The following is an 18,936-nucleotide window of genomic DNA, read 5'->3' as shown; positions in this document are numbered from 1 at the left end:
GAAGACCGGCGGGCCAGGCGCCCGGGATTAGCGGGTGTTCGGGTCGAAATGCTTCTTCAGCCCCTGCCAGCAGGTGTAGTACTCCTGCTGCAGCGACGCCGACTGCGCGGCATACGGCGTGGGCCGGATCACGCCCGGCGTTTCGAACATGAACGCCATGGTGTTTTCGATGTGGTGCGGCGTCGAGGTGTCGGCAGCGCTGGCCTTCTCGAAGGTCTCCGCATCCGGGCCGTGGCCGCTCATGCAGTTGTGCAGGCTGGCACCGCCGGGTGCGAAGCCTTCGGCCTTGGCGTCATAGACGCCCGAGATCAGGCCCATGAACTCGCTGGCGATATTGCGGTGGAACCAGGGCGGGCGGAACGAGTCCTGCATGGCCAGCCAGCGCGGGCCGAAGATGACGAAGTCGATGGTGTCGACGCCCGGCGTGTCCGACGGCGACTGCAGCACCAGGAAGATCGACGGATCCGGATGGTCGTAGCTGATCGAGCCGATGGTGTTGAAGCGGCGCAGGTCATACTTGTACGGCGCGTAGTTGCCGTGCCAGGCGACCACGTCGAGCGGCGAGTGGCCGATGTCGGCGCGCCACAGGTTGCCCTGGAACTTGGCCACCAGCTCGAAGCTGCCCTCGCGGTCTTCGTAGCTGGCCACCGGCGAGAGGAAGTCACGCGGGTTGGCCAGCCCGTTCGAGCCAATCACGCCCAGGTCGGGCAGCCTGAACAGCGCGCCGTAGTTCTCGCAGATATAGCCGCGGGCCTCGCCGTCGGGCAGCTCCACGCGGAAGCGCACGCCGCGCGGGATCACCACGATCTCGTGCGGCTCGACTGCCAGGCGGCCGAGCTCGGTCACCATCATCAGCCTGCCCTGCTGCGGCACGATCAGCATCTCGCCGTCGGCGTTGTAGAAGAAGCGGTCCTGCATCGAGCGGTTGGCCAGGTACAGGTGGATGCCGCAGCCGGTCATCGCTTCCGGGCCGCCATTGCCGGCCATGGTGACGATGCCGTCGACAAAGTCGGTCGGTACCGACGGCATCGCCGGCGGGCTCCAGCGCATCTGGTTCGGCGACGGCGGCACCTGGTCGAAGCGGCTCAGGAAACGCGACTGTTCGATCAGCGTGAACGGCTTGTGCATTGCCGCCGGGCGGATGCGGTACAGCCACGAGCGGCGGTTGTGCGCGCGCGGCGCCGTGAACGCCGTGCCCGACAACTGCTCGGCATACAGGCCATAGGGTGCGCGCTGAGGCGAGTTCTGGCCCACCGGCAGCGCACCCGGCAGGGCCTCGGTGGCGAATTCGTTGGCGAAGCCCGACATATAGCCGCGCTCGGCAAGCTGGGTATGCGTGAGGTCCATGGTGTTGTTTGCGTCTCCGGGTGGGTCCATCAGCGCAGCGCTGGCCGCACGGCGCTTGAATTACGTATTGTGGAATGAATTTACCATATCGTAATCATCGGAACCGGACGTGTCAAACCGCGGATGCGCGCGTGCAGCACGCGGCGCTCTTGCAGTTGTAGGTGGCGAACCGGGAGGAAGAGTGCCGCTGGCAGGCGCCAGGGCGGAAGTAAAACAGGAAGGCTTGAAAGCGCCGGCTCAGGCAGTCGGGCCTGCGGCGTCATGGCTGTCCGGTGCCAGAAACGGCTCTCGGGACAAAAGCGGCTCGGCGCGCGCCGGAAGGCACGCGCCGCTTGCGGAGGGTGGCCTGGAGGCCCGCCGCCGGACCGGCTCGCACAAGCATGCGACCGGCCAGGCAGAAGGCGGATCAGACCGGTTTGTGGCCCTCGCCGGTGCCGGGGCCGAAACCGCCGCCGGAGGCCGGTGTCGCGGCCGGTGCCGGCGCGCTGCCGGCGGGCTGGCCGGCCATCGAGGCAGCGGTCACGCCGCCGTTGCGGCTGGCAATGAAAGCGTTGACGTCGGCGGCAAGATGCTGCGGCGCCAGCACCACTTCCAAGCCCAGCGCCTCGCAGGCCGCCAGGAAGGTCGACATGCGGGGGTCGGCCTGGCCTGATTCTGCCCGGAGGTAAGCCTCCCGGGAAATGCCCGCCTTGCGGGCGACGTCCTCCTGCTTGAGCTTGCGCGCGCGGCGCAGCGCCCGCAGTTGCCGGAACGGTTCGCTAGCGCCTCTCGGCACGGCTGTACTGTTCATGTCGGTCTCCAGTCACCAGTGAAAAAAAGTGCGCGGACGTGCATTCGAGTATAGAGCACGCAAAGCGTTCCGTATGTAACCGCCGAAACACTTTGTGCAGATTTCTTGCTGGCCCGTCATCTTGCGCCGGCATCTACCGGAAGGCGTCCCTCCAAGCGCCGGACAGAGCACAACGCCTTCGCGCCGCCTAGACAGTAACGGGCCCTCGGAATTTGCGTTGACGTCACATGCATAGCTGTATGACGTTATGGCCTCCCCAGCACAACAAGGCAAGTCGGGGCAACTACCATGCATCCGGTTTCGTTGACAAACCGACCGGTCGTGCTATTCTTCGCTGCATGCAGAAAGGACACCTCACCCGCAAAGCCATCATCGAGCAGGCGCTGGACGCCGCGGCCAAGGTCGGCTTCGAGCAGTTGTCGCTGGCCACGCTGGCGGCGGACACCAATATGTCCAAGAGCGGCCTGTATGCGCACTTCAAGTCCAAGGAGATGCTGCAGCAGGCGGTGCTGGACCTGGCGGTGGAGCGTTTCGGCGAAATCGTGATCCGGCCGGCGATGCGCCAGCCGCGCGGCATGCCGCGGCTGCAGGCGCTGTTCGAAGGCTACCTGGAATGGCTGGGCGGCACGGTGACGCAGGGGCGGTGCCTGTTTACGGCGCTGGGGCAGGAGTATCGCGACCGTCCCGGTTCGATCCGCGACCTGGTGGTGCAGTCGCTGAAGGACTGGCACAGCACCGTCGCGCGGGTGGTAGGGGATGCCATCGACGAAGGCCAGTTCGGCCCGCACGTCGAGCCGCGCCAGTTCGCCTTCGAGCTGTCCGGCATCGGCATGGCGTTTCAGCAGTCGTTCAAGCTGCTGGGGCGGCAGGATGCCGAAGCGATGGCGCGGCACGCCTTTGCGGCGCTGGTCGCGCGCGCCGCGGCAGGCGCGCCGCATCCCGCGGGGACATGACATCGGCGCCGGCGCTATCCCGCCGGCGGGCAGCAAACCGCTCCGGCGGGCTTTTTTTGTACTGAAAAAAGCACGACTGGTCGGTCTTTAAGAAGCGCGAGACGCCTCCGGCCCGACCGGTTCCGATGACGCCGCGCAATCCAGAATCCATTGGAGGTGCAGGTCGTGACGCAAGCAGTCTCTTCTCCTTCCCCGGTTTCCCCTTCTTCCGCCGTTGCCGCGGCGGCAGTGCGCACGCCCGATGCGTTGCCTTTATCCGGCCGCGACGGCACCTGGCAGCGTGTCCTGACGGGCCTGCAGCGCTTGCGCTGGCAAGCCGGCAGCGCGCTGATGCCGTCGGCGACCGCACGCCGGCTCGAGCGCATCTGGTTCTGCCCGCCGCGGGCCGCCGCAACGTCCGCCGCCCGGCACGCGCTGGACGGCGCGCGCGCCGACTGGGCCCTGGTGACCGGCCATGGACCCAGCCGGCGGGTGCGCGTCTACCGCTGGGGCAGCGCCGGGCCGGTGGTGCTGCTCGCCCATGGCTGGGGCGGCCATGCGGGCCAGTGGCATGCGGTGATCGACGGCCTGCTGGCGGCGGGCATGCGGGTCGTCGCCTTCGATGCGCTGTCGCACGGCGCCTCCGATGCCGGCGCACGCGGCGCCGCGCAGACTTCGGTGCTGGAGATGTCGCGCTCGCTGCTGGCGGCGGCGTGGCATGCGGGCCCGGTCCATGCCGTGGTGGCGCATTCGCTCGGCGGCGCGGCGGCGGCGCTGGCGCTGCGCGAAGGCCTGCCGGCACGCGCCGCGGTGCTGCTAGGCGCGCCCGCCGACATGCGCGCGGCCTGTGCCGCGCTGGCGTGGCAGCTCGGCGTGGCGCCGGCCGTGCTGGCCCGCATGCAACGCCACAGCGAACGCTGGCTGGGCATGCCATGGTCGGCCTTCAACGTGCCGGACCTGGGCCGCGCGCGTGCCGTGCCGCCGACGCTGGTGATCCATGACCGCGACGACAAGGAGGTGCTCTGGGAAGACGGCGCGGCCATTGCCGGCGCCTGGCCGGGGGCGCGGCTGGAGACCACCACGGGCCTCGGCCATCGCCGCATCCTGCGCGATCCCGCGGTGATCCAGCGCATCGCTGGGTTCATCCGGCCGCCATCCGCGCCGCACCACGTGCCGGTATCCGCCGGCCTGGCAGTGGCCTGAGCCAGGAGACCATCATGTACCTGGTAAGCAACGACATGACCGCCACCCTGCCCGCCCGCAGCTCGCTGCGGCTGGTCGCCGGGGCAGGCGAGCGGGTGGCGGTGCGCTGCACAGCGGGCGAGCTGTGGCTGATCCGCGATGGCGATCCGAAGGACACGGCGCTGACCGCGAGCGAGTGCTTTACGCTCGCGGACGCCGGCCATGTCGAGCTGTATGCGATCACCGCCGCCTCCCTGCATGTCACCCGCTGCAAGGCCGCGCCGAGCCCGGTCCGCGACGCCTGGCGGCAGCGGCTGTGGCGCTGGCTGGGCCCGCGCAGCCACGGCTATACCGGCGCGGGCCGCTGACGCGAGCCGCTACCCTCTGCCATGCGCCGGCAACCCCTGCCGGCTTGCCGCGCCCGCGCGTTGGCGGCGGGGTGTGGGTCATGGCGGTTAATTGCGCAATTGCCGTTTGCAATCGTCCTCGACCCCGCCGCGCGCCGGCATGGCGCGCCGACGCAGCGTCAGTCAGTGGCGCCAAGCAGCATCTCGCGCAGCCGGAACTTCTGGATCTTGCCGGCGGGCGTGGCCGGCAGCGCATCCCGTACCACCAGTTTTTCGGGAATGTATTGCAGCGCCATCTTCTGCTGCCTGAGCCAGGCGACCATGCCGGCCATGTCGATCGACTGCCCCGGACGCGGCACGACGAAAGCGCAGGCGCGCTCGCCCAGCCGCGCGTCGGGATAGGCCACGATCGCCACCTGCGCCACCGCCGGGTGCCGGTACAGCAGGGTCTCGACTTCCAGCACGGGGATGTTCTCGCCGCCACGGATGATCACGTCCTTGCTGCGGCCGGCGATGCGCAGGTAGCCGTGCGCGTCCAGCCGCGCCAGGTCGCCGGTGTCGAACCAGCCCTCGGCATCGGTATTGTTCAGGTGCGGCCGCTGCAGGTACCCGCCGAAATTCGAACAGGCCCGCACCAGCAGGCGCCCGGTCTGCCCCGCGGGCAGGTCCGCGTCGGCGCCGTCCACCACCCTTAGTTCCACGCCCGGCAGCGGGCAGCCGTCGGTGGTCGACGAGCGCGCCTCGGCATCGTCCGGCAGGGTCGTGGTGACGGCGCCGTTCTCGGACATACCCCATGCCGAGACGATGGTGGCGCCCAGCGCCGAGCGCGCGCGCTCAACCAGCGCGCCCGGGATCGGCGCGCCGGCGCACAGGAAGGTGCGCAGGCTCGGCACCGGCGTGCCGGACTCCGCCACCACGCGGGCCAGGTCGGTCAGGAACGGTGTCGACCCCATGGTGAAGGTCACGCCTTGCTCGCGGATCAGCGCCGCCGCGCGCGCCGGGTCCCAGATATCCTGCAGCACCGCATGCGCGCCCAGCATCACCGGCATCATCAGGCCATACATGAAGCCAGTCTGGTGCGCCATTGGCGAGGCCATCAGCACCACGTCGTCGCCGCTGAGTTGCAGCCGGCCGGCATAGGCGACGATGTTGGAGAACAGTGTGTTGGCGGTATGCATCACGCCCTTGGGCTCGCCGGTGGTGCCGGAGGTATAGATCAGCTGCGTGACATCATCCGGACCCGGGAGGCTGCGCAGCAGGATGGCGGCGGCATCGGCATCGTCTTCCCGGGGCGGGCCGCTCAGCAGCGCCTCGAAGCTGTCGTCGCCCTCGCCGTCGACCACGACGACATGACGCAGCGCGGGCAACGCATCGCGCAAACCCTGCAGCATCTGCGCATGATCGAAGCCGCGGAACGCCTTCGGCACGACCACCACCTTGCTGTGCGCGTGCGCCAGCATGAACGACAGCTCGCGCTCGCGGAAGATCGGCATCACCGGGTTGAGCACCGCGCCCAGCCGCGCGCAGGCCAGGTACAACACGCTCAGGTGCCAGCCGTTGGGCAGCTGGCACGAGACCACGTCGCCGGCAACGATGCCGAGGCGGGAAAGCCCTAGCGCCACGCGATCGGCCATGCGCGCCAGCTCACGCCAGGTGAAGCGCGTCACGTGCTGACGTTCGATGCTGAGCGCCGTCAACGCGGTTGCGTCGGGCCGCTCCTGCACGCATGCGGCAAGATAGTCGTTGATGGTACGGTCCTGCCAGTGCCCGGCGGCAACGCTGGCAGCACGGCGCGGCGCGATCAGTACGGCGTCGAAATCCATGGCGGTCTCCTCGTTGTTGTGTGCTGCCAGTCGCTGCGTCAGGCGCGCGCGTCAGGCCGGCACCGCGTCGCGCCCGGCGCGGGTGCGCGCGATGATGGTCTTCATGATCTGCGCGGTGCCGTCGCCGATCTGGAAGCCGAGCACGTCGCGCAGGCGCTGCTCCATCACGCCGCGGTCGTAGCCGCCGTGCCCGAACGACAGCAGGCACTGGTGCACCGAGTCGTATGCCAGCCTGGGCGCCCACCACTTGCACATCGCGGCTTCGGCGGTATGCGCAAGGCCGCGGTCCTTCAGCCACAGCGTCTGCAGGCACAGCAGCCGCGCGCCTTGCACCTGGGTCTCGAAGTCGGCCAGAGGGTGCGACACGCCCTGGAATGCCGCAAGCGGCCTGCCGAAGGCCTGGCGTTCCGCCACATAGTTCCAGGTCTCGTCCAGCGCGGCCTGGGCCACTGCCAGCACCTGCAGCCCGATCAGCGCGCGCGAGAAATCGAAGCCCTGCATCACCTGCACGAAGCCCTCGCCTTCCCGGCCCAGCAGGTGGCTGGCCGGCACGCGCACGTTCTCGAAGAAGATCGAGCCGCGTCCGATGGCGCGCTGGCCGTGGCAGTCGAAGCGGTTGCGGGTGATGCCCGGCAGGTCCATCGGCACCAGCAGCGCCGACACGCCGCGCGCACCGGCCTCGACCGGGCCGCTGCGCGCAAACACCACCGCGGCATCGGCCTGGTCGGCGGCGGAGATCGAGGTCTTCTCGCCGTTGAGCACGTAAGCGTCGCCGTCGCGCTCCATGCGCAGGCGCAGATTGGCGGCGTCGGAGCCGCCGCGCGGCTCGGTCAGCGCGATCGCCAGCAGCGCCTCGCCGCGCGTCAGGCGCTGCAGCCACGGGCCGGCAATCTCCGGCCGGGCGTGGTGCGCCAGGATCTGCCCGTTCAGCGAAGCCAGCAGGTTGATATACGACAGGCTCAGGTCGGCGCGCGCCACCGCTTCGTGGATCACGCCCGCCGCCAGCGAGCCCATGCCCTGCCCGCCATACGGCTCCGGCAACTCGGGCGCGATAAAGCCCATCTCGCCCATCTCGCGCATCAGCGCGCGGTCGAGCACGCGGGTCCGGTCGCGCTCCAGGCAGCCGGGCGCGACGCGCGCGTCGGCAAAGCGGCGCGCGTGTTCCGCCAGCGCCACCAGGTCTTCGTCAAGGTAGGGATTCATGGTCGTCTCCGCGCGGTCCGGTCGGTTTACTTCGCGTACTTGCGGAAGTCCGGCTTGCGCTTCTCCTGGAACGCGCGCACGCCCTCGCGCGATTCCTCGGTGTCGTAATAGAGCTTGAGCGCGTACATGCCCATGCCGGCGATGCCGCCCTGGTGCGCGGTGTCCATGTTGAAAGAGCGCTTGGCGATGGCGAGCGCGGTGGGGCTCTTTTCCAGGATCTCGTCGCACCACTTCTGCACTTCGGCGTCGAGCTGCGCGTGCGGCACCACGGCGTTGACCAGCCCCATCGCCAGCGCCTCGGCGGCGGAGTAGCGGCGGCACAGGTACCAGATCTCGCGCGCCTTTTTTTCGCCGACCACGCGCGCGAGGAAGGCGGTGCCATAGCCGGGATCGACCGAGCCGACCCTGGGCCCGACCTGCCCGAACACGGCCTGGTCCGAGGCGATGGTGAAATCGCAGATCGTGCACAGCACGTTGCCGCCGCCGATGGCATAGCCCTGCACGCGCGCGATCACCGGCTTGGGCACGTCGCGAATGGCGTTGTGCAGCTCTTCCATCGGCAGGCCGATGGTGCCGCGGCCATCGTACTGGCCTTCGTGCGCGGACTGGTCGCCGCCGGTGCAGAAGGCCTTGTCGCCGGCACCGGCCAGCACGATGGCGCCGATCTCGCGGTCATAGCCGGCGCGGTTGATGGCGTGGATCAGCTCGTCGCAGGTGCGGCCACGGAAGGCATTCATCTTTTCCGGGCGGTCGATGAGGATCCAGGCCGCGCCATTGCGCACTTCATAGCGGATGTCTTCATATTGCATGGTGGTCTCCTTGATGTAGGGGTGACGGCCGGCGCTCAGCCGTTCATGGTCAGGCCGCCCGACACGCTCAGCACCTGGCCGGTGATGAAGGCCGCATCGTCGCCGGCAAAGAACAGCACCGCGCCGGGCAGGTCGTCGGGCTGGCCGATGCGGCCCAGCGGGATCGAGCGGGTAAAGGCTTCGACCAGCTTGTCGGGGTTGCCCGCGCCCTGCTTGTAGTCTTCGAACAGCGCGGTCTCGGTCGGCCCGGGGCACACCACGTTGACGGTGATGCCGTGGCGCGCGTGCTCGCGCGCGATGGTCTTGGAGAACGACACCAGCCCGCCCTTGCACGCGGCATACACGGCCTCGCCGGACGAGCCCACGCGCGCGGCATCGGAGGCGATATTGACGATGCGCCCGCGCTGGCGCGCCACCATGCCGGGCAGCACCGCGTGGTGCAGGTGCAGCGCGCCGGTCAGGTTGATGGCGATCAGCCGCTCCCATTGCGCCGGCTCGGTCTTGAGGAACGGCCGGAACACATCCCAGCCGGCGTTGTTGACCAGCACGTCGACAGGACCCAGCTCCCGCTCCACCGCCGTCACCGCCGCATCGACGCTGGCGCGATCGGTAATGTCGCAGCGAACCGCCCGCGCGCGACCACCGGCATCGCGGATCTGCGCCGCCACGCGTTCGCCGGTTTCCGGGTTCAGGTCGAGCACGCCCACTGCCGCCCCCGCCCTGGCAAAGCGCAAACAGGTTGCGCCGCCGATACCACCACCGCCGCCGGTCACGATGACCGTCTTGCCTTCGAGTCCTTGCACAGCCGTTCTCCTTTCACGGTTCCGGTGCTATCGTGCCGGCGGTATCGCCGCCACTCGCCCGTTAATTAAGTCAATATATTGACGTATACTAGGTGCGACCGGCGCTGCGTGCAAGGCAGCAATCCTTTGGAAATCACTATGGTTAACCCCGATCTGAGCGGCGAACTCCCGACTACCGCGCGCATGGAGCTGGCCAACCGGCTGTTCTTCCGTCTCTACCAATGCGCAAACATGTTGCATAAAACCGGCTCACGCGCCGTGGAAGCGGAAGGATTGACGACACAGCAGTGGGCCGTGCTGGGCGCACTGTCGCGCCCCGAAGCCGCCGATGGCATGAGCGTCGGCGACCTGGCGCGCTACCTGATGGTGAGCCGCCAGAACCTGTCCGGGCTGGTGAGCCGGATGGAACGGGACGGCCACGTCACGCTGGCGCCGGACGGGCGCGACCGCCGCTCCCGGCTGGTGCGGATGAGCGCGCCCGGCCGCGAGGTGTGGCTGCACCAGGCGCAGCCCAAGATCCGGCAGTACTACGAGCAGGCGCTGGACGGCTTCTCCACCAACGACCTGACCCACACGCTGCATTACCTGCTGAAGCTGCTCGACAACATGCGCGCGCTGGATACGCCGGAGGGCGGTGACGACGGGCCGGCAAAGGCACAAGGCGGGCCGCTGTATCAGGATTGATACAAAACGGGCCGCGCCGCGATGGCGTGCATCGCGGCATCTGCCGCTGCGCGGCGCGCCACGCCGGCTGGCGCGCGATATGCGTCGGTGTGGGGTTGCTCAGGCCCCTGGCGCTGCGCCGGGACACCCTGAACCACTGCCCCGGCTTGCTGCGATCGGTCGCGTGCGCGCAGCCGGGACGGCGCTCGATCGATCGTTACCGGAGATCCCGCCATGACCCGCTATATCGTGCTAGCCAGCTTCACCGACCAGGGCATCCGCGCCGTCAAGGACACCACCAAGCGCGCCGCCGCGGTGCGCGAGATGGGCGCGCGCTTCGGGGTGCAGATGAAGGACATCTACTGGACCCTGGGCAAATACGACATCGTGCTGACCGTCGAGGCCCAGGATGACGCCAGCATGACCGCGTTCGGCATGGCGGTCGGCGCGCTGGGCAACGTGCGCACGCAAACGCTGCGAGCCTTCGACATCGACGAGATGCAGGGGATCATCGACAAGATGAGCTGAGCCACCCCGGCGCTGTCCCTGTCATGAACGACGCCCGCCATGGCGCCTGGCGGGCGTTGTCGCTGCTGGCGGGTGCTCTTTTTCCGGATTTCCGACGGCCTTGTCAGACGGCGCCCGATACCTGGGCCCGGGGCACAGCGCTGACACTCATACTGCCAACTTCCGGAGAGCGCCATGCCAGGCAAGAATATCCATGTCGTGCCGACCCATAACGGCTGGGCCGTCGAAGCGGAAGGACGCTCCGGCAACCAGCAGCGATTCACCTCGATGGCGCATGCGATTGCTACCGGCACGGAGAAGGCCCGGCGTGCCAAGGTCGAGCTGCTGATCCATGGCAGGGACCACCAGATCATGGAGCGCAATTCATTCGGCAACGCTGCCGGTGACGCCGACGGGTAATTGCATGGCACCATCGGCACCGTTCCCGAGCGAATCTTCGCGACATCCCGATGCGCAATTTGAAAGGTTTTTACATCCTTCTGGTCGCCGTCACCATTGCGTTCATCTGGATACTGCTGCCCTTCTACAGCGCGATCCTGTGGGGCACCATACTGGCCATCCTGTTTCATCCCATGCAACGCAAGCTGACGGTGCGATTCGGCAACCGGGAAAACCTTGCTGCGCTGACCACGCTGCTGGTCTGCGTGCTGATGGCCATTGTCCCGGTGTTCCTGATGATTGCCACGCTCGCGCAGGAAGCGGCTTTTGCCTACCAGCAGATCCGGACCGGCAAGTGGGACTTCGGGCAATACTTCCAGACCGCCGTGCAGGCCCTGCCGGCTTCCGTCGAGGCCTGGCTGAATGAAATCGGACTGGCCGACGTAGCGGGGTTGCAGGCAAAGCTGACCGAAGGTGCCGCCCGCATCAGCCAGTTCATGGCGGCCCAGGCTGTCGCCATCGGCCAGAACACGCTGCAGTTCGCCGTCGGCCTCGGCGTCATGCTGTACCTCGTGTTTTTCCTGCTGCGTGACGGTGCGGTGATTTCCCATCGCTTGCGCGAGGCGATGCCGCTGAGCGACGCGCACACCCGCCGGCTGGTCGGCCGGTTCACCACCGTGGTCCGCGCCACGGTCAAGGGCAACGTGGTGGTGGCGGTGGTCCAGGGAATACTGGGTGGCCTGGCTTTCCTGCTGCTGGGCATCAACGGGGCATTGCTGTGGGGCACGCTGATGGCGTTCCTGTCCCTGCTGCCGGCGGTTGGCGCTGCGCTGGTCTGGGGCCCCGCGGCGATCTACTTCTTGCTGGCCGGCCCGGTCTGGAAGGGGGTCGCGCTCATCGCCATCGGTACCCTGGTGATCGGCGCGGTGGATAACCTGCTGCGCCCGGTCCTGGTCGGCAAGGACACCAAGTTGCCGGACTGGGTCGTGCTGGTCTCGACCCTGGGCGGCATGTCCGTGTTTGGCATCAACGGCTTTGTGATCGGTCCGCTGATTGCCGCGCTGTTTATGTCGTGCTGGGATATTTCGGTGCTCGAGGATCGCGACGACACCATGTGACCGGGCTCGGTATTTCGCCGGTTTCCCACCTGTTGACCACGCAACCAGCCATGCATCGATAAAATTCCTAGGAACAAGAATTGTTCTCATTTATCATTCGGCCTTTCCTTCGCCCCGGGCCGTCATGCTTTTCCGTCGTCTTGCCATACCCGCCGCTGCCAGTTCCCTGCTGCTGCCTGCCGTTGTCTCCCACGCCGCCGAAGAATTTGCCACACTGCCATCCGTGACGGTCAGCGCCGCCGGTGACGGGCAAACCGACATCGGTTTCGCCACGCGCCGGGCGGCCGGCGTGACCAAGTCGGGCGAAGCGGCGGCCGACGCCGCGCAATCGATCACCGTGATCACGCGCGACCTGCTCGACAGCCAGCAGGCGCAGAACCTCAGCGACGCGCTGCAGAACTCGGCCGGCGTGGTCACCAACACCTATGGCCGGCGCGGCTGGGACGACTTCATCATCCGCGGCCAGCGTGCCTCGGAATCGGTCTTTGCCGACGGACTGCTGGTCGACACCAACAACCGCGTGGCGCAGGAGCTGTTCGGCGTGGAGCGCGTGGAAGTGCTCAAGGGGCCGGCCTCGATACTGTTCGGCGCGGTGCAGCCCGGCGGCCTGGTCAACATGGTCAGCAAGCGCCCGCGCGCGGAACTCTTTGGCGAACTGGGCCTGACCGTGGGCAACTACGGCTTCCGGCAGATGACGGTCGACGCGGGCACGCCGCTGGCCAAGGACAGCAAGGCCGCGTTCCGCCTCAACGCGCTGATGATGAACAGCGACGATCCGACCGACTTTGTCTGGTATCGCAACCGCTGGATCGCGCCGTCGCTGACGCTGGACCTTGGCGCACGCACCGATTTCACCATCCTGGCCAGCCACAACCAGCGCAACTACGTGCGCCAGCAGGGCGTGCCCGTGAATGGCACGCTGGTGCCGAACCGCAATGGCGTGGTGCCGGCCAACCGCTTCATCGGCGAACCGAATGCGCCGTCCTATGACGGCGAGCAGAACCGCATCGGCTACGCGCTGACGCACCGCTTCGACTCCGGCTGGACCCTGAACCAGAACCTGCGCTACCAGGCATCGTCGCTGAGCGGCACGCTGGTATCGGCCGGCACGATGGCGGTCAACAGCCAGTCGATGAACCGCAGCGGCACGCAGCAGAGCTTTTCCGGCAATTCGTTCGGGGTCGACACCAACGTGCAGCGGACCTTCGCGTTCACGGGGCACGCCCACAGCGTGACCTTCGGCATCGACTACCGGCATACCAAGGAAGACCGCCTGCAGAAGACCTGCCGCGTCGCCGCGCTGAACGTCTACAACCCGGCCTACGGCGCCAGCATCAACTGCCCGTCCGCCTATAGCCTGGATGCGACCGATACGCTGGATGCGCTCGGCCTCTACCTGCGCGACCAGGTGCGCGTGGCCGAGCGCTGGACCCTGACCGGCGGCGTGCGCTACGAATCGGCGCGGACCGGCACGACGGACCGGCTGGCGGCGTCGCGCCTCACCAACGACAGCAACGCCGTCACCGGCAGCGCGGGCGTGATGTACGACCTGACCCACTGGGCGCGGCCGTACGCGAGCTTCGCCACGTCGTTCCTGCCCAACGCCGGCACCGATGCCAGCGGCGCCACCTTCAAGCCCGAGAAGGGCCGTCAGTACGAGGTGGGCGTCAAGTTCGACATGCCGGGCAAGACCGGCCTGCTGACGCTGGCCGCGTTCGACCTGACGCGCACCAATGTGCTCGGCAGCGATCCGGTCAATACGGGCTTCAGCATGGCCGTCGGCGAACAGCGCTCGCGCGGGCTGGAACTGGAGCTGACGCAGGATCTCGGCAATGGCCTCAGCGTGTCGGCGGCCTATGCCTATATCGCCAGCGAAGTCACCGAGGACACCACCGCCGCCAACGTCGGCAAGCCGCTGAACAGCGTGCCGCGGCACAGCTTCTCGGTCTGGAGCCAGTATCGCCTGCGCGGCGCGCTGGCCGGCTGGTATGTCGGTGCCGGCGTGCGGGGCGAGAGCGCCAAGCGCGGCTACAGCTTCAACTACACCGTGCCCGGCTATGCCGTCGCCGATCTTGCCGTCGGCTACGTGGCCTCGCACTGGCGCGCGGCATTCAACGTCAAGAACGTGTTCGACAAGATGTACTACGCGGGCGGCCTGAACAACAACGTGCTGCCGGTGGGCAATCCGCGCGTAGCCATGCTCAACGTGACGATGAACTATTGAGGCCGAGGTGGTGTCCCGCCTGCGATGCGAGACACCCCCGCGCCTCGCGGCTAGGCCGAAGCGGGCGCCAGGATCTGCCCGCCGCCATAGCTGGACTGCACCGGCACCGCGCCGCCCGCCGTCATCCTGATCGCGCAATACTTGAACTCGGGAATCTTGCCGAACGGGTCCAGCGCCGCGTTGGTCAGCTTGTTGATCGCCGCCTCGTAGTAGCAGAACGGCACGAACACGGCGCCGCGCGGCGTGCCGGCGTCGGCGCGCGCGTAGAGCGTGACCTCGCCGCGCCGCGACGACAGCGTCACCACGCCGCCCGGCGTGCCGCCGAGCGCATCGAGGTCCAGCGGGTGCACCAGCGCCACCGGATCGGGCTCGAGCGCGTCCAGCACGCCGGCGCGCCGCGTCATGCTGCCGGTATGCCAGTGCTCGAGCTGGCGCCCGGTGATCAGCACCATCGGGTAGTCCGCGTCGGGGCGCTCCGCCGCCGGAATGATGTCCGCCGGCACGAAGCGGCCGCGGCCGCTGGCGGTCGGGAAGCTGTCGGTGAAGATCACCGGCTCGCCCGGATCGCCCTCTTCCTTGCACGGATACGTCACCGCGTGTTCGCGTTCCAGCCGCTCCCAGGTCACGCCACCGATGCTCGGCATCGCCCGCCGCATCTCGTTGAACACGTCCTCGACGCTGTCGTAGCGCCAGTCCAGCCCCAGCTGCGCCGCCATCTGCTGGATGATCCACAGGTCCTGGCGCGCCTGCCCCGGCGGATCCAGCGCCTGCCGGCCCAGCTGCACGGTGCGGTCGGTGTTGGTGAAGGTGCCGGTCTTCTCGGGGAAGGCCGAGGCCGGCAGCACCACGTCGGCCAGGTACGCGGTCTCGGTCAGGAAGATGTCCTGCACCACCAGGTGGTCGAGCGATGCCAGCGCCTCGCGCGCATGCTCGGCGTCGGGATCGGACATCGCCGGGTTCTCGCCCATGATGTACATGCCGCGCACTTCGCCGCGCTCGATGGCCTGCATTACCTCGACCACGGTCAGGCCGGGCTGGCGGTCCAGCGGCATGCCCCACAGCGCCTCGAAGCTGGCGATCGCCAGCGGGTCGTCGACGCGCCGGTAGTCCGGATACATCATCGGGATCAGCCCCGCGTCGGAAGCGCCCTGCACGTTGTTCTGCCCGCGCAGCGGATGCAGGCCGGTGCCGGGCCGGCCGATCTGGCCGGTCATCAGCGCCAGCGCGATCAGGCAGCGCGCGTTGTCGGTGCCGTGCACATGCTGCGACACGCCCATGCCCCACAGGATCATCGAGCTCTTCGCGGTGGCATAGACGCGCGCGACTTCGCGGATGGTTTCGGCGTCGATGCCGCAGATCGGCGCCATCAGCTCGGGGCTGTACGCGGCCACGTTGCGCTGCAGTTCGTCGAAGCCGATGGTGCGGCTGTCGATGAAATCCTGGTCGACCAGGCCCTCGTTGACGATCACGTGCATCATCGCGTTGAGCAGCGCGACGTCGGCATCGGGCTTGAACTGCAGGAAGCGCCAGGCGAAGCGCGCCAGGTCCGAGCGGCGCGGATCGGCCACGATCAGTTTGGTGCCGTTCTTCACGGCGTTCTTGATCCAGCTGGCCGCGACCGGGTGGTTCACGCTCGGGTTGGCGCCGATCACGATCACCACCTCGGCCTTGTCGACGTCCATCACCGGGTTCGACACCGCGCCCGAGCCGATCCCTTCCAGCAGCGCCGCCACCGACGAGGCGTGGCACAGCCGCGTGCAGTGGTCGACGTTGTTGCTGCCGAAGCCGGTGCGCACCAGCTTCTGGAACAGGTAGGCCTCTTCATTGCTGCCCTTGGCCGAGCCAAACCCGGCCAGCGCGCGCTTGCCATGGGTGTCGCGGATCTGCGCGAGCCTGCCGCCGGCCAGCGCCAGCGCCTCTTCCCAGCTGGCTTCGCGGAACACGTCCATCACGTGGTCCGGGTCCATGACGAAATCGCCCTGCTTCGGCACGCCGTCGCGGCGCACCAGCGGCACCGTCAGCCGCTGCGGGTGCTGGACGTAGTCGAAGCCGTAGCGGCCCTTCACGCACAGTCGCTGGTGGTTGGCCGGGCCATCGCGCCCTTCCACGAACAGGATGCGGTTGTCCTTGACGTTGTAGGTCAGCTGGCAACCGACGCCGCAGTACGGGCACACCGATTCCACCTGCTTGTCGGGCACCGCCAGCGCGGCATCGCGCGCGGGCATCAGCGCGCCGGTCGGGCAGGCCTGCACGCATTCGCCGCAGGCGACGCAGGTGGAGGCACCCATCGGGTCGTCCATGTCGAACACGATGCGGGCGTCGTCACCGCGCAGGGCCAGCCCGATCACGTCGTTGACCTGCTCGTCGCGGCAGGCGCGCAGGCAGCGGGTGCACTGGATGCAGGCATCCAGGTTGACCGCGATGGCCGGATGCGACAGGTCCGCCGTCACGCGCGCGCGCGGCGCGAAGCGCGGCTTGCCGACTTCCAGCCGGGCGGCCCATTGGTCGAGCTCGTTGTGGCGCGTGTATTCCGCTTCCGGCATGTCCGACTGCAGCAGCTCCAGCACGGTGCGCTGGGCGCGGCGGGCGCGCTCGGATTCGGTCTGCACCTGCATGCCTGCGGTGGGATAGCGGCAGCAGGACGGCGCCAGCACGCGCTCGCCCTGGATCTCGACCATGCAGGCGCGGCAGTTGCCGGCGGGCTCGAGGCCGTCCTTGTAGCACAGGTGCGGTACGTCGAAGCCTTCGCGCTGCGCCACCTTCAGCAGGCTTTCGCCGGGCTGGGCGCTTACCTCGCGGCCGTTGAGGGTAAAGGTAACGGCTGGCTCGGCGGATTCGACTAGCGCGCGTTCGGCGCGGGTCAGTGCATTCATGTCTGTCTCTCAGGCTCGGGCCGGCATCAGGCCAGTTCGTGCGGGAAATACTTGATCACGCAGTCGACGGGGTTCGGCGCGGCCTGTCCCAGGCCGCAGATCGAGGCATCGCGCATCACCGCGGACAGGTCATCCAGCGCCGCCAGGTCCCACTTCGGCTGGCGGATCAGGTCCAGCGTCTTGGCCGTGCCGGTGCGGCACGGCGTGCATTGTCCGCACGATTCGTACTTGAAGAAGTGCATCAGGTTGCGCGCCGCCTGCGTGGCGCTGTCGTGGTCGGACAGGATCACGATCGCGGCCGAGCCGATAAAGCAGCCGTAGGGCTGCAGCGTGTCGAAGTCGAGCGGGATATTGCCCAACGCCGCCGGCAGGATGCCGCCCGACGCGCCGCCCGGCAGGTAGCCGTAGAACGCATGGCCGTCGAGCATGCCGCCGCAGTATTCGTCGATCAGCTCGCGCACCGTGATCCCGGCCGGCGCCAGATGCACGCCTGGCCGTTTGACCCGGCCCGAGACCGAGAACGAACGCAGGCCCTTGCGCCCGTTGCGGCCTTGCGAGGCAAACCACTCGGCGCCCTTCTCGACGATGTCGCGCACCCAGTACAGGGTTTCGAAGTTGTGCTCCAGGGTGGGCCGGCCGAACAGGCCCACCTGCGCCACATAGGGCGGGCGCAGCCGCGGCATGCCGCGCTTGCCTTCGATCGATTCGATCATCGCCGATTCTTCGCCGCAGATATACGCGCCGGCGCCGCGGCGCAGCTCGATGCGCGGCAGGCCGGCGACCGGCGGGTCCTGCTGCAGCTGCTGCAACGCTTCGGCCAGCAGCGCGCGGCAGCCGGCATACTCGTCGCGCAAATAGATGTAGATGGCCGCCACGTCGACCACGTGCGCCGCGATCAGCATGCCCTCGAGGAAGCGGTGCGGATCGCGTTCCAGGTAGACGCGGTCCTTGAAGGTGCCGGGCTCGCCCTCGTCGATATTGACCGCCATCAGCCGCGGCGCGGCTTCGCCGCGCACGATGCGCCATTTGCGCCCGGTCGGGAAGCCCGCGCCGCCCAGGCCGCGCAGGCCGGAATCCTCCATCGTGGCCAGCACCGCGGCCGGGTCGACGCCGCCGCCGGCCAGGCCCTTCAGCAGGGCATAGCCGCCGTCGCGCCGGTAAGCGTCGTAGTCGATATGGGGCTCGGGCGCATGGCGCACCGCCCTGGCCCGCACGGCGGTGCCGATTGCCTCGGCGGTTGCCTGGTCGACCGGGTTCTGCCCGACCAGCGCGGCCGGCGCCTTCTCGCAGCGGCCGATGCAGGGCGCGGCGATCACGCGCACCTCGGTGCCGAGCAGCGCCGGCAGCTTGTCGATCAGCGCCTGCGCACCGGCCAGCTCGCAGGCAATGCCTTCGCATACGCGCACGGTCAGCGCGGGCGGGGGCGCGATCTGGCCGTCGGCGTCCTCGCGCACCACGTCAAAGTGGTGGTAGAAGGTGGCGACCTCGTAGACCTCGGTCATCGACAGGCGCAGCTCGCTCGCCAGCGCCACCAGGTGCGGCATGGCCAGCTGGCCATAGCGGTCGTTGATGCAGTGCAGGTGCTCGATCAGCAGGTCGCGCCGGCGGGGCATGTCGCCCAGCGCCACGCGCACTTCGGCCAGCGCGGCCGCGTCGACCTGCCGGCCCTTGGGCTGGCGGCGCTTGCGCTGCCGGCTGAGGCCCGTCGCCTCGAGGGGAATGACAACCTGGTTCATGGCGTGCCTGGATGTTGTTTGTGGGAATGCGGTGCGCGCTCGGGAAGGCGCCCGGCGGGGCCGCCCTCCTGTCGCGCTTCGTTATTGTCGTATTGTGCTACCGGGCGCGGCGGCTGTGCAGGCATCGCAGCCGCACGCGTCCGGGTACTGCCGGCGCCGGCCGGCGCCGTACTGCTTTCT

General features: G+C 68.4%; 16 protein-coding genes. 8 read left to right on the top strand and 8 right to left on the bottom strand.

Translation table 11 applies throughout. The features are described from left to right. Positions 1-27 precede the first annotated feature (27 nt). Both hmgA and A3AG_RS33635 read right to left on the bottom strand, forming a co-directional pair. Entirely contained in the window at positions 28-1,347 is a 1,320-nt protein-coding gene (hmgA, locus tag A3AG_RS0128030; protein ID WP_026164524.1) for a homogentisate 1,2-dioxygenase, read from the bottom strand. 406 nt (positions 1,348-1,753) lie between these two features. Then, positions 1,754-2,137, bottom strand: a complete 384-nt coding sequence (locus A3AG_RS33635; protein ID WP_018008605.1) for a helix-turn-helix domain-containing protein — start codon at positions 2,135-2,137, stop codon at positions 1,754-1,756. A 338-nt stretch (positions 2,138-2,475) separates the two neighbouring features. Between A3AG_RS33635 and A3AG_RS0128020 the strand changes: the two genes are divergently transcribed. The 3 genes from A3AG_RS0128020 (at position 2,476) to A3AG_RS0128010 (ending at position 4,619) form a co-directional block, all read left to right on the top strand. Further along, positions 2,476-3,090, top strand: a complete 615-nt coding sequence (locus tag A3AG_RS0128020) for a TetR/AcrR family transcriptional regulator (protein WP_035849756.1) — start codon at positions 2,476-2,478, stop codon at positions 3,088-3,090. 165 nt (positions 3,091-3,255) lie between these two features. Next, complete coding sequence (locus A3AG_RS0128015; protein ID WP_035849834.1) at positions 3,256-4,272, top strand: alpha/beta fold hydrolase; 1,017 nt, start codon at positions 3,256-3,258, stop codon at positions 4,270-4,272. 14 nt (positions 4,273-4,286) lie between these two features. Then, positions 4,287-4,619, top strand: a complete 333-nt coding sequence (locus tag A3AG_RS0128010) for a DUF2917 domain-containing protein (protein WP_018008602.1) — start codon at positions 4,287-4,289, stop codon at positions 4,617-4,619. A gap of 158 nt (positions 4,620-4,777) precedes the next feature. Here the strand turns inward: A3AG_RS0128010 and aliA are convergent, their stop codons facing one another. The 4 genes from aliA to badH are packed head-to-tail and all read right to left on the bottom strand — an operon-like array spanning position 4,778 to position 9,236. Further along, positions 4,778-6,421, bottom strand: coding sequence for a cyclohexanecarboxylate-CoA ligase (gene aliA, locus A3AG_RS0128005; RefSeq protein ID WP_018008601.1), 1,644 nt, complete (start codon positions 6,419-6,421; stop codon positions 4,778-4,780). A 51-nt stretch (positions 6,422-6,472) separates the two neighbouring features. Beyond that, complete coding sequence (gene aliB, locus A3AG_RS0128000; RefSeq protein WP_018008600.1) at positions 6,473-7,624, bottom strand: cyclohexanecarboxyl-CoA dehydrogenase; 1,152 nt, start codon at positions 7,622-7,624, stop codon at positions 6,473-6,475. A gap of 26 nt (positions 7,625-7,650) precedes the next feature. Beyond that, positions 7,651-8,433, bottom strand: coding sequence for a 2-ketocyclohexanecarboxyl-CoA hydrolase (gene badI, locus A3AG_RS0127995; protein WP_018008599.1), 783 nt, complete (start codon positions 8,431-8,433; stop codon positions 7,651-7,653). 35 nt (positions 8,434-8,468) lie between these two features. Next, positions 8,469-9,236 carry a 2-hydroxycyclohexanecarboxyl-CoA dehydrogenase gene (gene badH, locus A3AG_RS0127990; RefSeq protein ID WP_018008598.1) on the bottom strand — a complete coding sequence of 256 codons (768 nt, stop codon included), beginning with the start codon at positions 9,234-9,236 and terminating at the stop codon, positions 8,469-8,471. A 138-nt stretch (positions 9,237-9,374) separates the two neighbouring features. On the opposite strand from badH, the gene A3AG_RS0127985 reads away from it, so the two are divergent. The 5 genes from A3AG_RS0127985 (at position 9,375) to A3AG_RS0127965 (ending at position 14,147) form a co-directional block, all read left to right on the top strand. Continuing rightward, positions 9,375-9,920 (top strand): MarR family winged helix-turn-helix transcriptional regulator, encoded by a 546-nt coding sequence (locus A3AG_RS0127985; RefSeq protein WP_018008597.1) that lies wholly within the window; start codon positions 9,375-9,377, stop codon positions 9,918-9,920. 213 nt (positions 9,921-10,133) lie between these two features. Then, positions 10,134-10,427 (top strand): GYD domain-containing protein, encoded by a 294-nt coding sequence (locus A3AG_RS0127980; RefSeq protein WP_018008596.1) that lies wholly within the window; start codon positions 10,134-10,136, stop codon positions 10,425-10,427. A gap of 174 nt (positions 10,428-10,601) precedes the next feature. Further along, complete coding sequence (locus A3AG_RS0127975; protein ID WP_018008595.1) at positions 10,602-10,826, top strand: DUF2188 domain-containing protein; 225 nt, start codon at positions 10,602-10,604, stop codon at positions 10,824-10,826. 50 nt (positions 10,827-10,876) lie between these two features. Then, positions 10,877-11,923: an AI-2E family transporter gene (locus tag A3AG_RS0127970; protein ID WP_018008594.1), complete on the top strand. Its 1,047-nt coding sequence runs from the start codon at positions 10,877-10,879 to the stop codon at positions 11,921-11,923. 124 nt (positions 11,924-12,047) lie between these two features. Beyond that, positions 12,048-14,147, top strand: a complete 2,100-nt coding sequence (locus tag A3AG_RS0127965) for a TonB-dependent siderophore receptor (protein ID WP_018008593.1) — start codon at positions 12,048-12,050, stop codon at positions 14,145-14,147. 50 nt (positions 14,148-14,197) lie between these two features. On the opposite strand, the gene fdhF is transcribed toward A3AG_RS0127965, so the two are convergent. Beyond that, positions 14,198-17,020: a formate dehydrogenase subunit alpha gene (gene fdhF, locus A3AG_RS0127960; protein ID WP_018008592.1), complete on the bottom strand. Its 2,823-nt coding sequence runs from the start codon at positions 17,018-17,020 to the stop codon at positions 14,198-14,200. Between the two features lie 26 nt (positions 17,021-17,046). Then, the gene (locus tag A3AG_RS0127955) at positions 17,047-18,756 is read right to left on the bottom strand and encodes an NADH-ubiquinone oxidoreductase-F iron-sulfur binding region domain-containing protein (RefSeq protein ID WP_018008591.1); all 1,710 of its coding nucleotides are present in this window, start codon (positions 18,754-18,756) and stop codon (positions 17,047-17,049) included. Positions 18,757-18,936 lie beyond the last annotated feature (180 nt).

Source organism: Cupriavidus neocaledonicus (genome assembly GCF_000372525.1).
Classification (GTDB): Bacteria; Pseudomonadota; Gammaproteobacteria; order Burkholderiales; family Burkholderiaceae; genus Cupriavidus; species Cupriavidus neocaledonicus.
The sequence above is the reverse complement of the archived record's forward strand: the minus strand, read 5'-3'. Positions and strand labels throughout refer to the sequence as shown.